Source organism: Celeribacter ethanolicus (genome assembly GCF_002407265.1).
GTDB classification, from domain to species: domain Bacteria; phylum Pseudomonadota; class Alphaproteobacteria; order Rhodobacterales; family Rhodobacteraceae; genus Celeribacter; species Celeribacter ethanolicus.
In genome coordinates, this window is the sequence record NZ_CP022196.1 from 2,365,001 (window position 1) to 2,377,371 (window position 12,371).

Annotated in this window: 14 protein-coding genes and 1 tRNA gene (1 of these 15 cut by a window edge); 6 read left to right on the forward strand and 9 right to left on the reverse strand. The window is 60.8% G+C overall.

The window, feature by feature from the left end; translation table 11 throughout:
• The 3 genes from msrQ to CEW89_RS11620 all read right to left on the reverse strand — a co-directional run.
• On the reverse strand, window positions 1–610 hold the 5' portion of the coding sequence (gene msrQ, locus CEW89_RS11610; RefSeq protein WP_096806008.1) for a protein-methionine-sulfoxide reductase heme-binding subunit MsrQ. Its footprint begins 14 nt before the window's first position; 610 of the gene's 624 nt are visible here — the first part of the coding sequence; the start codon lies at window positions 608–610; the stop codon falls past the left edge of the window.
• Window positions 610–1,536 (reverse strand): protein-methionine-sulfoxide reductase catalytic subunit MsrP, encoded by a 927-nt coding sequence (gene msrP / locus CEW89_RS11615; protein ID WP_096806009.1) that lies wholly within the window; start codon window positions 1,534–1,536, stop codon window positions 610–612. Before msrP ends, msrQ begins: the two co-directional genes overlap by 1 nt.
• A 66-nt stretch (window positions 1,537–1,602) precedes the next feature.
• Window positions 1,603–3,135, reverse strand: coding sequence for an FMN-binding glutamate synthase family protein (locus CEW89_RS11620; protein WP_066704517.1), 1,533 nt, complete (start codon window positions 3,133–3,135; stop codon window positions 1,603–1,605).
• A gap of 163 nt (window positions 3,136–3,298) precedes the next feature.
• Here CEW89_RS11620 and CEW89_RS11625 point away from each other — a divergent pair, with 163 nt between their 5' ends.
• Window positions 3,299–3,733 (forward strand): DsrE family protein, encoded by a 435-nt coding sequence (locus CEW89_RS11625; protein WP_096806010.1) that lies wholly within the window; start codon window positions 3,299–3,301, stop codon window positions 3,731–3,733.
• A 62-nt stretch (window positions 3,734–3,795) separates the two neighbouring features.
• Here the strand turns inward: CEW89_RS11625 and clpB are convergent, their stop codons facing one another.
• A complete protein-coding gene (clpB, locus tag CEW89_RS11630) occupies window positions 3,796–6,417 on the reverse strand; it encodes an ATP-dependent chaperone ClpB (protein WP_096806011.1) in 2,622 nt (873 codons plus the stop codon).
• A 201-nt stretch (window positions 6,418–6,618) separates the two neighbouring features.
• On the opposite strand from clpB, the gene CEW89_RS11635 reads away from it, so the two are divergent.
• Together CEW89_RS11635 and pyrF are read left to right on the forward strand one after the other, a co-directional pair.
• Complete coding sequence (locus CEW89_RS11635; RefSeq protein WP_066704524.1) at window positions 6,619–6,885, forward strand: hypothetical protein; 267 nt, start codon at window positions 6,619–6,621, stop codon at window positions 6,883–6,885.
• 59 nt (window positions 6,886–6,944) lie between these two features.
• A complete protein-coding gene (gene pyrF / locus CEW89_RS11640) occupies window positions 6,945–7,652 on the forward strand; it encodes an orotidine-5'-phosphate decarboxylase (protein ID WP_066704525.1) in 708 nt (235 codons plus the stop codon).
• An 85-nt stretch (window positions 7,653–7,737) separates the two neighbouring features.
• Here the strand turns inward: pyrF and CEW89_RS11645 are convergent, their stop codons facing one another.
• From CEW89_RS11645 to CEW89_RS11660, 4 genes are read right to left on the reverse strand one after another with little or no spacing between them, the layout of a single operon-like run.
• Window positions 7,738–7,980, reverse strand: coding sequence for a hypothetical protein (locus CEW89_RS11645; protein WP_066704527.1), 243 nt, complete (start codon window positions 7,978–7,980; stop codon window positions 7,738–7,740).
• Between the two features lie 49 nt (window positions 7,981–8,029).
• On the reverse strand, window positions 8,030–8,467 hold the full coding sequence (locus CEW89_RS11650) for an NUDIX hydrolase (protein WP_157779832.1): 438 nt from the start codon (window positions 8,465–8,467) through the stop codon (window positions 8,030–8,032).
• Window positions 8,460–8,747: an NfeD family protein gene (locus CEW89_RS11655; RefSeq protein ID WP_066704530.1), complete on the reverse strand. Its 288-nt coding sequence runs from the start codon at window positions 8,745–8,747 to the stop codon at window positions 8,460–8,462. Before CEW89_RS11655 ends, CEW89_RS11650 begins: the two co-directional genes overlap by 8 nt.
• Complete coding sequence (locus tag CEW89_RS11660; RefSeq protein WP_198403413.1) at window positions 8,747–9,640, reverse strand: SPFH domain-containing protein; 894 nt, start codon at window positions 9,638–9,640, stop codon at window positions 8,747–8,749. Before CEW89_RS11660 ends, CEW89_RS11655 begins: the two co-directional genes overlap by 1 nt.
• 103 nt (window positions 9,641–9,743) lie before the next feature.
• Here CEW89_RS11660 and CEW89_RS11665 point away from each other — a divergent pair, with 103 nt between their 5' ends.
• Window positions 9,744–10,997 carry a DNA polymerase IV gene (locus CEW89_RS11665; protein ID WP_096807216.1) on the forward strand — a complete coding sequence of 418 codons (1,254 nt, stop codon included), beginning with the start codon at window positions 9,744–9,746 and terminating at the stop codon, window positions 10,995–10,997.
• Window positions 10,998–11,006: 9 nt separating this feature from the next.
• Here CEW89_RS11665 and CEW89_RS11670 read toward each other — a convergent pair whose 3' ends face one another.
• Complete coding sequence (locus CEW89_RS11670) at window positions 11,007–11,867, reverse strand: N-formylglutamate amidohydrolase (protein WP_066704532.1); 861 nt, start codon at window positions 11,865–11,867, stop codon at window positions 11,007–11,009.
• A 171-nt stretch (window positions 11,868–12,038) separates the two neighbouring features.
• Between CEW89_RS11670 and CEW89_RS11675 the strand changes: the two genes are divergently transcribed.
• Window positions 12,039–12,113, forward strand: a tRNA-Val gene (locus tag CEW89_RS11675).
• 60 nt (window positions 12,114–12,173) lie between these two features.
• A complete protein-coding gene (gene ykgO, locus CEW89_RS11680) occupies window positions 12,174–12,299 on the forward strand; it encodes a type B 50S ribosomal protein L36 (protein WP_005850168.1) in 126 nt (41 codons plus the stop codon).
• Window positions 12,300–12,371: the final 72 nt, after the last annotated feature.

The window sequence follows — 12,371 nt, forward strand, 5'->3', positions numbered from 1 at the left end:
GTTGAGGAATCACCCCTCGGCTGCGTTTTCGTGCAGCAGACGGCAGACGTAACACCAGAAGAAGGGCGATTCCCCCGAGATAGAGCAGCGGCTCCAACTGCCAGCCTTTGCGCAGCATGACGAAATGCACGCCGCCAAGGACAACCGCCGGATAGACCAGCCAGTGCAGCCGCCGCCAATTGCGCCCGAGCCTGCGGATCGCGGCGTTATAGGAGGTGGCCGCCAGCGGGATCATCAGGACAAAGGCCGCCATGCCGATGGTGATATAGGGCCGCTTGTAAATGTCGGCGATGATCTGGGACGGGATCTGGACATCGAGCACGATCCATACCAGCAGATGCAGCACGATATAGAAGAAGGCGATCAGCCCCAAGGCGCGGCGGAACTTGATCAGGTTCAGCCCGGCATAGCGGCGCAACGGCGTGATGCAGAGCGAGGCGATCAGGACCTGAAGCCCCAGAAGCCCGATCTTGTGTTCCATCGCCTTGACCGGGTCGACGCCAAGCTGCCCGCTCACTCCGGCATAGAAATACCACGCGGGCGGGATCAGCGCGCCAAGATAGAGCGGCCAGGTCGGAATGCGGCGGGCAAAGCGATTGAGGCGGTCCATCAATATTCCTTGCTCAAGTCCATGCCTTTATAAAGCGCACCGACCTGTTCCTCGTATCCATTGAACTTCACCGTGGCCATGCGGGAGGCAAAGACGCCGCCGCCGATGCGCCGTTCGGTGGCCTGCGACCAGCGGGGGTGGCTGACCTCCGGGTTCACGTTGGAATAGAAGCCATACTCGCGATGGTTCGCGGCCTTCCATGTATTCACGGGCTGCTCGCCGGTCAGGGTGATCTTGACCACCGACTTGATCGACTTGAAGCCGTATTTCCACGGCACCACCAGACGCAGCGGTGCACCGTTCTGGTTCGGCAGCTCCTGACCGTAAAGCCCGGTCGCCATGATCGTCAGCGGATGCATCGCCTCGTCGAGCCGTAGCCCCTCGACATAAGGCCAGTCGAGAATGGGTCGACGTTGCCCCGGCATTTCCTCCGGACGATAGAGCGTTTCGAAACGGACATATTTCGCGGAGGGCTCAACGCCAGCCAGATCGAGAAGCTGATTGAGTTCGAACCCGTTCCAAGGGATGACCATCGACCAGGCCTCGACACAGCGGAAGCGATAGATGCGCTCGTCGATGTCCACCTTCGACAGGATATCGCCCAGCCCATAAGAACCGGGCCGCTCGACCATGCCGTCGATCTCGACGGACCAGGGATCGGTGGTCAGGCTACCAGCATAGCGGGCCGGGTCGTCCTTGCCGGTGCCGAATTCATAGAAATTGTTGTAGTTGGTGATCTCTTCGAAGGTGTTCGGCGTCTCCGTGGTGTCGAAACCCTTGATCTCGAACTTCGGCATGTCTTGCGCCTGCACCCCGGAGGCGGCCAGAAGGCCCGCGCCCGCCATGCCGGCCATGACGGCGCGACGGTTGAGATAGGCCAGCTCCGGCGTGACCTCGGAATATGGCAGGTTGAATCTGGACGTCATGGGTCCCTCCCGATCTGATTTCCCCTAGGGTAAACCGGGCGGGACCACGCTCAAACCAAACTTATCTCACAGATGCGTTGGTCTTTTGTAACTTTCGCCCGCGTATTGGTCGTGGTGATAGCTCGGGACAAGACGGTCGAGCGGCACGGAGGTGCCGTCGGCCTGCACGATGCGCACATGCCGACGCCGCATCTGCCGCGGCTCCAAAACGCCGACCGAGTGGGCGATCATCTCCAGTTCATGGATCGTCGCCGTGGCATAGGCCGCGACTTTCTTGTACTTGTCCTGCACCACGAGACCGCGTTGCAGATGCGGATCATGGGTGGTGATACCGGTCGGACAGGTGTTCTTGTTGCATTTGAGCGCCTGAATGCAGCCGAGCGAGAACATGAAGCCCCGCGCGGAACAGACGAAATCCGCGCCCGCACAGATCGCCCAGGCGACATCCGCCGGGTTCACCAGCTTGCCCGCCGCAACGATGCGGATGCGATCGTGCAGCCCGTATTTGTCGCGCAGATCGACGATGCGGATGAGCGCTTCCTTGATCGGCATGCCCACGAGGTCAATGAGCGGCATCGGGGCCGCGCCCGTACCGCCTTCGCCACCGTCGATGGTGATGAAATCCGGCGCGCTTTCCTCGCCCCGCTCCTTGATCAGGGCAAAGAACTCTTCCCAGGGGCGCGACGAACCCACCACGAATTTGAACCCGACCGGCTTGCCGGTGACGTCGCGAATGTGGTTGATGAAATCCAGAAGGTCGTTGAAATCGTCCACCTCACGGTGCCGGTTCGGGGAGATCCCGTCTTCCCCCGGACGCAGGCCACGAATCGCGGCAATCTCCGGTGTGATCTTGGCGGCGGGCAGGATGCCACCCTTGCCGGGCTTCGCGCCTTGGGACAGCTTGATCTCGAACATCCGCACCTTTTCATGTGCGGCGGCCGCGCGAAGCTTGTCATCGTCGAGGTTGCCCTCCGCGTCCCGAATGCCGTATTTCGCCGTGCCGATCTGATAGACCAGGTCCGCACCGCCTTCGAGGTGAAAGGGCGACAACCCGCCTTCGCCGGTGTTGAGCCAGATCCCCGCCTCCTTCGCACCTTTCGAAAGCGCCAGAACCGCCGGTTTCGAAATGGCGCCGTAGGACATGCCGGAGATGTTGAAGATCGACTTCGCCGTGTAGGGCACCCGGCAATATTGCCCGATCAGCATCGGTTCGGTCACCGCGAACTGATCGTCGAGCGGCGGGAAGGCGGCGTTCATGAAGATCGGCGTGCCGGGGATGGAAAGCGAGCGGGTCGAGCCGAAGGCCACCGTATTGCCCTTGCCGTCGGAGGCGCGGTAAATCCAGTCGCGCTGCGCCCGGTTGAACGGCATCTCCTCGCGATCCATGGCAAAGAAATACTGCCGGAAGAATTCACCCAGTGTCGAGAACCAGTGCCGGAAATGCCCGATCACCGGATAATTGCGCAGGATCGCATCCCGCGTCTGCCGTTTGTCGAGCACGTAAAGCGCCAGAGCGACGAAGACCATCACCCCGATCACAACCACGAACACCAGCGCCAGAACCTGAAGCGCCATCATCGCCCAATGCCAGAAGGTCATCACCTTATCCCTTTGCATTCCGTTTGGCCCGACCCTGACAGAAGACACACAGAAGACAACCGCAAACCGGGGCGTGTTAGCGCTAAAATCTTAGCTGCGATGCGGCGTGACAGGGTCACATTCCTGTGCCTCACTCGACGCATAAACAGGGAGGAATATATCTATGCTCAAAGCACTCATCACCAGCGCGGTTCTCGCGCTCACCACAGGAATGGCCATGGCGGACGGTATCACCCACAAGATCGCGTTTCATATCGACGACAGCGACATGCGCCTGATGAACATGGCGCTCAACAACGCCAACAATGCCCGCAACTATTTCCAGTCGATCGGCGACGATGTCGTGTTGGAAATCGTGGCTTATGGGCCGGGGCTTCAGATGTTCCTGAAAGGTCAGAGCCCGGTGGCCGACAGGATCGAAATGATAGCGCTGGAATATCCCGATGTGACCTTTTCGGCCTGCGAGAACACCCTGCGCAACATGAGCAAAAACATGGACCGTCCTCTGGAGCTTCTCGAAGAGGCGCAAATCGTGCCCTCCGGCGTCGCCCGCCTCGTCGAGTTGCAGGAAGATGGCTACAGCTACATCAAGCCCTGATCCGGTCCCCATGAAAAAGGCGGCCCCGAAAGGCCGCCTCATTTTCCTTACTGTGCCGTCGTTCAATGAACGACAGCATCTTCCGGCGCAGGTCTGTTCGACCCGACGGTGCGCTCGCCGATAATCAGGCCATCGACTCCGGCGGAAACCGGAATGACGTCGCCATCCTTGACATCGCCCGCCAGCAAAAGCTCGGCCAGCGGATCTTGCAGCGCGCGTTGGATCACCCGTTTCAGCGGACGTGCGCCAAACACCGGATCATAGCCTTCATCGGCCAGCCATTGTTTCGCGGCCTCGTCGATCGCCAGCGAAATGTTGCGTTTCGCCAGACGTTTTTCGAGCCGGGCAAGCTGGATCTCAACGATCCCGCCCATATCGCCACGCCCCAGACGGTCGAAGATGATCGTCTCGTCGAGACGGTTCAGGAACTCGGGGCGGAAATGCGCCCGCACCGCGTTCATCACATCCCCTTTGGCCGTCGAACTGTCGGCCCCTTCCGGCAACTGGCTCAGCGCCTGCGACCCAAGGTTCGACGTCAGGATGATCAGCGTCTGTTTGAAGTCCACGGTGCGTCCCTGACCATCGGTCAGCACACCGTCATCGAGGACCTGCAACAGCACGTTGAACACATCCGGGTGGGCCTTCTCGACCTCATCGAACAGCACGACCTGATAGGGTCTGCGCCGCACGGCTTCGGTCAGAACACCGCCTTCGTCATAGCCAACGTAACCCGGAGGCGCACCGATCAGACGCGCGACCGCGTGTTTCTCCATGAACTCGGACATGTCGATGCGGACCATCGCATTGTCGTCGTCAAACAGGAACTCTGCGACGGCTTTCGTCAGCTCCGTTTTCCCGACCCCGGTCGGCCCGAGGAAAAGGAAGGACCCAAGCGGACGGTTTTCGTCATTGAGACCCGCCCGCGCCCGGCGCACCGCATTGGCGACGGCATGCACGGCGGCTTCCTGACCGATGACCCGTTTGTGCAGGCCCTCTTCCATCCGCAAAAGTTTCTCCCGCTCGCCTTCGAGCATTTTCGACGTCGGAATACCCGTCCAGCGTTCGACCACCTCGGCGATCTGTTCGGGGCGCACAGCCTCTTCGACCATGAGATCGCCCTCGGCTTCGATCTCTCCGGCTTCCGCGAGCTGTTTCTCAAGCTGCGGGATGATGCCGTAAGACAGCTCCCCGGCTTTCGCCAGATTGCCTTCGCGTTTGGCGATCTCCAAAGCGGCGCGGGCCTGATCGAGTTTCTCTTTCAGATCGCGCGTGCCTTCGAGTTTTTGCCGCTCGGCTTCCCATTTCGCCGTCATCGCATCCGACTGCTCCATGAGATCCGCAAGCTCCTGTTCGAGCTTCGACAACCGATGCTTGGACGCCTCGTCATCCTCTTTCTTAAGAGCCTCGGCTTCGATCTGAAGCTGCAGGATCTGACGATCGAGCGCGTCGAGTTCCTCGGGCTTACTGTCCACCTCCATCCGCAGACGCGATGCCGCCTCGTCGACAAGGTCGATGGCCTTATCCGGCAGGAACCGGTCGGTGATGTAGCGATGGCTCAAAGTGGCCGCCGCAACGAGGGCGCTGTCGGAAATCCGAACCCCATGGTGAAGTTCGTATTTCTCCTTGATCCCGCGCAAGATGGAAATCGTGTCTTCCACCGTCGGCTCCTCGACCACAACGGGTTGGAACCGGCGCGCCAGAGCCGCGTCTTTCTCGACATATTTGCGGTACTCATCGAGCGTCGTCGCACCGACACAGTGCAATTCACCCCGCGCAAGCGCCGGTTTGATCAGGTTCGCAGCATCCATCGCGCCATCGGTTTTGCCCGCACCCACAAGGGTGTGGATCTCGTCGATGAAAAGGATAATTTCGCCCGCGGCGGCCTCAATCTCTTTCAGGATGGATTTCAGACGTTCCTCGAATTCCCCGCGATATTTCGCGCCGGCGATCAGCGCGCCCATATCGAGCGCCAACAATTTCTTGTTGCGCAGAGATTCCGGCACGTCGCCATTGACGATCCGAAGCGCAAGCCCCTCGGCAATCGCGGTTTTCCCCACGCCCGGCTCCCCGATCAGGATCGGGTTGTTTTTGGTCCGGCGCGAGAGCACTTGCATCGAACGGCGAATTTCTTCGTCGCGGCCAATGATCGGGTCGATTTTCCCGGCCTCGGCGGCCTCGGTCAGGTCACGGGCGTATTTCTTCAGCGCCTCATAACCGTCTTCGGCAGAGGCGCTATCGGCCGTCCGGCCCTTGCGAATGTCGTTGATCGCCGTATTGAGTTTCTGCGCCGTCACACCCCCGGCATCGAGCGCGTCTTTCGCCCCCGAGCGGGTGATCGCCAGCGCCGTCAAAAGCCGTTCGACCGGCACGAAACTGTCGCCCGCCTTCTTGGCGAGCTTTTCGGCCTCATCGAGGACCTTCGCGGTCTGTTGATCGAGATAGGTCTGACCGGCATCGCCGGAGACCTTCGTCAATTTGTTCACGGCAGCCTCGTTGGCGGCCATGACGGCTTTTGCATCGCCCCCTGCCTTGTTGATCAGGTTGGCGGCAAAGCCTTCTTCATCGTCAAGCAAAGCCTTCAAAAGATGCTCGGGTTTCAGAGCCTGATGGCTCTCCCGCATCGCGATCGTTTGCGCGGCCTGAAGGAACCCGCGCGACCTCTCGGTGAACTTCTCCATGTTCATACCGTCTCTCCTCTTCCAAGCGCCCCGGGTGAATTTCCGCGCCCGCTTGGCGGCACGCATGAGGGTCGGGGCCTTCCATCCCTAGATGGGCATCGCGCCAAGGCCCCGCAAGAGGACCTGTTGCATAATTGGAACAAATTTAGCGATCCCGGCGTTGCCCCTCAAACGGCAAACATGCCGGAGCAGTTACGGAGAAATGCCATGCACAGCTACGGCGCAGAAATTCAGGGCCTCATATATAATGCAGCGCTTCAGGCCTATCAGGCCCGCGTCATCTTTCACGAGGCGGGCGAACGGATTACATTTCCCGTCGAGTTCACCGCCCCGATCAGCGCGGATTACGCGACCGTCAGTCGCGGCCTTGCGCTCCGCGCCCGCGCGCTGCGTCATCGCAAACGCGGGGCCAATGTCGCCCGATTGAAGGATGTCGCAGAAATCGCCGCCCATCAAGGCCGATTGAGCGCCTGAGCCTCTTGACCCGACGGGCCTGTCTGCGCAAGGAGGGGCGAACCAGAGAGGATGTGCCCATGACTGCCCAGACCGCCGATGACCGCCTGATCGTTGCTCTTGATGTCCCGAATGTCGTGCAGGGGCTCGACCTTGCCAATCGCATCGGTGATGCCGTGTCCTTCTACAAGATCGGGCTTGGCATGTTGACGGGCGGCGGCTTTGCCCTCGCCAACGAGCTCAAGCAGGAGCAGGGCAAGAAAATCTTCCTCGACATGAAATTCTTCGACATCGGCGCGACTGTGGAAAACGCCGTGCGCGGCGTGGCGCAGCATGACATGGATTTCCTCACCGTGCATGGCGACCCCTATGTGGTGAAAGCCGCGAAAGAGGGCGCTTCCGGGTCGGATATGAAAATCCTCGCCGTCACCATCCTGACCTCACTCGACCGCGCCGATCTCGATGGCGCTTTGATCAAGGACGGCGAAATTCGCGATCTGGTGCAGGAACGTGCGGGCAAGGCCTTTCTCGCGGGTGCCGATGGCGTCATCGCCTCGCCGCAGGAAGCCGCGATGATCCGCGCGCTCCCCGAAGCGGCGGGCAAGCTGATCGTCACTCCGGGTGTGCGTCCGGTGGGTGCCGCGCTCGGCGATCAGAAACGCGTCGCCACGCCCGCACAGGCGATCAAGGACGGGGTCGACCACATCGTCGTCGGGCGTCCGGTCTGGCAGGCGGACGACCCGCGCAAGGCGGCGCTCGCCATTCAGAACGAAATCGCCACGGCCTGAGCCGCAAAAACTCCGCACACAAACCAGACATCAAAAAACGGCGCCCGAAAGGACGCCGTTTCTTTTTGTTTCATCGAATGACGACTTATTCCGAAGCCGGCGCCTCCGGGGCGCTTTCCTCGGTCGTCACATTCAGCGACCCGCCATTGTCCGGCGCGTCGTTGTTGATCGTGACCGAGGCGCCATCAGCCCCTTGCGTCATCGGCGAGGTGTCACCGCCCAGCATCACATAGAGGATCACGCCAAGCACCACGACAATCGCGCCAAGGATAAAATACAGCCCGCCGTTGCCGCCCGAGCTTTGGTTGTAGGACTCATTCTGTGCCATGAGCTTTCCTTTGCGTTTCTATTCCAGTCACGGGGTCAACGCCCTCGCGTCACGCAAGGTTCCCGCTCTGCGCCAAATACCGTCCGAGACGGCCCCGCAGGCCGGTCACCACATCCTCGCGCGTCACGAAATCGCCCACCGGCATCCAAGCCCAACTCTGGCCCTCGTCGCCCAGACAAATCTCCCCATCCGTCAGCGTCTCCCACCGCGCCACGAAGAAATGCACCCGGCCCCCGGGATTGGTATGACCGGCCTCCTCGCGATGATAAATCACCCGCTCCGGCGCGATCTCGACGGACAATTCCTCGAATAGTTCGCGCGCCACGGTCTCAAATGGGCTTTCCACCCCTTCCCGCCCGCCGCCGGGCAGGTCCCAGTCGTTGGGATAGGGAATGTCGGGGCGGTCGTCGCGCAACAGCGTCAGCACATGCCCGCCTCGCAAAATCGCGATTTTGGCCCCGTCGAAGGGGCCAAAATCCTCAGACATCGTCATTGATGTCCTTGTCCCAGACTTTCACCTGGCCTTTGCGCAGGCCGAAAATCTTCCGCATGCCGAGCCAGGCGATCATCGAACAGACCGCGAAGATCAGCGTCAAAAGCGACACATTCGCCCCGATCCAGCCGAGAAACAGCAAAAGCGCCACCACCGCAGCCCCGATGCCAAAGCCAAGGAACAGAAAGCCCGCCGCGATGATTTCAAGCGCCATAAGCGCAATCGCCACCAGCCCCCAAAACCACCATTCGAGCAACAGAACCATGTGCTCCATCACGCCTTGCCTTTCAAAAGCCTGAACGCATCGCCAAAGGCCTCAAGCGCTGCCGAGGGCAGAACGATGGTCTGTTTACCGGTCCCCTCACCTAGCGCCGTCAACGCCTCGACCTGTTTCAGGGCCACCTGATATTGCGCCGCCTCGATGCCGTTCTTGGCAATCGCTTCGGCCACGACCTCGGTCGCATAGGCTTCTGCATCGGCCTGAATCCGGCGCGCCTTGGCCTTTTGCTCAGCGGCGTAAAGTTCGGCATCTGCGGCAAGCTCGACGGAGCGTTTCTCCCCCTCAGCCTCCATCACGGTCGCACGACGCGCACGCTCGGCATTCAATTGCTGCAACATCGCGGCGCGGGTGGCCTCGTCGAGATTGACGTCCAGCACCTCGGCGCGCGTCACCTCGATCCCCCAATTGTCGACCGCATCCTCGACCGCCACCTTGATCGTCGCGATCAGTTGCGAGCGGTTCGATTGCACCTCGTCGAGCTCCATTTTGCCGATCTCGGCCCGGACGATCCCGGCCACGGTCGTAGCAATCGCCGCATCGACATCGCGAATCCGGTAAACCGTCTTTTCCGGCTCGATGATGCGATAAAACACGGAGGTTTCGACCTTGACCAACACGTTGTCAGAGGTGATCGCATCCTGCATCGCATTCGGAAGCTGGCGTTCGAGGATCGAGATCTTATGCGCCACCACATCAATGAGTGGCACGATAAAGTTGATCCCCGGCCCCAAAACGGTGCGCAAACGCCCAAAGCGTTCGACCACGAATTTCTCAGACTGCGGTACGATCCGCACGCCTTTGAGCACCAGAAGAACGATAAACAGCGCCAGCGCCAGAGTGACGATATTGCCGCCGGTCAGAACCTGTGCCGGATCGATGGAATTCATGAGTAACCTCCCCCAAACTGATATGTCGGGGCGCATGGCCCCCTCTCGCAGATGGGTATAGAATAGAACCGGATCAAGAAAGCAAATGATGCCCGCTCCCGCCATGTCCTGTCTGTGCCGCGACTGCCTCACCACATTCGACCATGGAACACGGTGCCCAAGCTGCGGGCGGCCGCGGGTTTTGACACATCCCGAGCTTTTCACCCTCTCGATTGCGCATATGGATTGCGATGCCTTCTACGCCTCGGTCGAAAAACGCGACAATCCGGATTTGCGCGACAAACCGGTGATCGTCGGCGGCGGAAAACGCGGCGTGGTGACCACCGCCTGTTACATCGCCCGAATCAAGGGCGTGCGTTCCGCCATGCCGATGTTCAAGGCGCTCGCACTTTGTCCGGAGGCGGTCGTGGTGAAACCGAGGATGGACGCCTATGTGGCCGCCTCACGCGAGATCCGCGATATGATGGCGGAGCTGACCCCGGATGTAGAACCGCTGTCGCTCGACGAGGCTTTCATGGACCTCACAGGCACCACGAAACTCCATGGTCATCCCCCCGCCGTCATGCTCGCGCGCCTGGTGAATCGGATGCGCGACGAATTGCATCTCACCGGCTCCATCGGCCTATCGCACAACAAATTCCTCGCCAAGATTGCCTCCGACCTCGACAAACCTCGCGGGTTTTCGGTGATCGGCGAAGCGGAAACCATGGATTTCCTTGCCAACAAACCCGTGAGCCTGATCTGGGGAGTCGGACGGGCCACACAGGCCGCGCTTGAGAAAGCCGGGATTCGCACGTTCACCGATCTCAGGCGCTGGGAGAAAGACGATCTGCATCACCGGTTCGGCGCAATGGGCGACCGGCTCTGGCATCTGGCGCGCGGGCAGGACAGCCGCCGCGTTTCCGCTCATCGCCCGGTGAAATCCATCTCGAACGAGACCACCTTTTCCGAAGACATCGGAGCCGCCGACCTGCTCGAAGGTCATCTTTGGCGGCTGGCGCAGAAGGTCTCGGACCGGGCCAAGGCGAAAGACATCGCCGGACGCACCGTCACGCTCAAACTGAAGCGTGCGAGCCATGCCACCCTGACCCGGCGCGTGACCCTGCATGAGCCGACGAATATCGCCGACCGCGTCTACCGCACCGCGCGCGATCTGATGACGCCCGAACTGCCGCAGGGGCCTTTTCGGCTCATCGGCGTCGGGATTTCCGAACTGGGCCCTGCCGATCAGGCCGATCTCTCGCCCGATCTGCTCGATCCCGACGCCACCAAACGCGCCAAGGCCGAGCGTGCCAGTGACGAGATTCGCCGCCGTTTCGGCACGGATGCGATCATGAAAGGTCGGGCGCTTCGGTAAACCGGCACGTTATTCGGCGGCGAGCGGCAGTCCTTCGATCCCGATCTCCGCAATCGAACGTGCCGCCGCAGAGATACGGGTCCGCAACGCCGGAAAATCGGAGCGCGGTACAAGTGTGCGTTCGTTCATGTAGAGAGAACGGTCGATCTCCACCTGAATCGCGTGGCACCGAGACGAGGGGCGCCCGTAGTGCTGCGCCACATAGGCGCCCGCGAAGGGCACATTGCGCGAGACGACAAAGCCCTGCGCCCGAAAGGCCGCCTCCACCGCCGCAACGATCCCCGGCGCCGCCGAGGCCCCGTAACGATCGCCGATCACCACCTCGGGTCGCTTGCCCCGCGCAGTCCGGATCGCATTCAGCGCTTCGCGTGGCATGGAATGACAGTCGATCAGAATCGCCTGACCGAACAGCGACCGCGATTCGTCGAGCACCGCCTTAAGCAATTCGTGATAGGGTCTCCAGACCGTGTCGATCCGCGCCTCGGCCTCCGCCCGCCGGATCTTGCCCCGGTAAATGCTGCGCCCCCCGGCCACGACCCGCGGAACGACACCAAGCCCGGAGGCAATGCGCGGATTGAGTCCGACACGCGCCACATCCTCGACCAGCGCGGGATCGAGCTCATCGGCGCGCCGGTTGAGATCGACCCAGGCACGGGGATAGACAGCGGACAGGAGCACGGCCCCATAAGACGGTACATCGGAAAACAACCGATCCACATAGGCGTCCTCGGAAGAGCGCAACTGCAAGGGATCGAGCACGGAAGCCGCAATCATCTCCGCCGGATAGTCGCGCCCGCTGTGCGGCGAAGCAAAAACCACGGGGGAGCGCCTCCGCTCCGGTCTTTGCAACAGATAGGGCGCTTTGCTCATCGGGGCTCCTTTTCCTCAAAAACTATAGACACGGAAATTCTCTGCCAAAAGCCCTTGAACAATCACCCGACTCCTTTTATACGCTGCCGGACTGACGCGGGAAATGCCCCGCGTCTTGTTCTTTACGCTTCGAAGCGTGATTTGCAAGACGTGGAAATCCCGAGGAAGAATGGGCGTATAGCTCAGTGGTAGAGCACTTCGTTGACATCGAAGGGGTCACAAGTTCGAACCTTGTTACGCCCACCATTCTTCCAAAGTCGACTGGTTTTAACAGGCGCACGCAGGCGCCGCGACAAGGAGAAGAACATGAAAGTTCGCAACTCGCTCCGCTCGCTGAAAAACCGGCACCGCGACTGTCGCGTCGTGCGCCGCAAAGGCCGCGTGTACGTGATCAACAAGACGCAGCGCCGCTTCAAAGCCCGTCAGGGCTGAGCTTCAGCAGCGACTACAAAAAAAACCGCCCGATTTTCGGGCGGTTTTTTTATATCTGCGCTCAGCATGGGA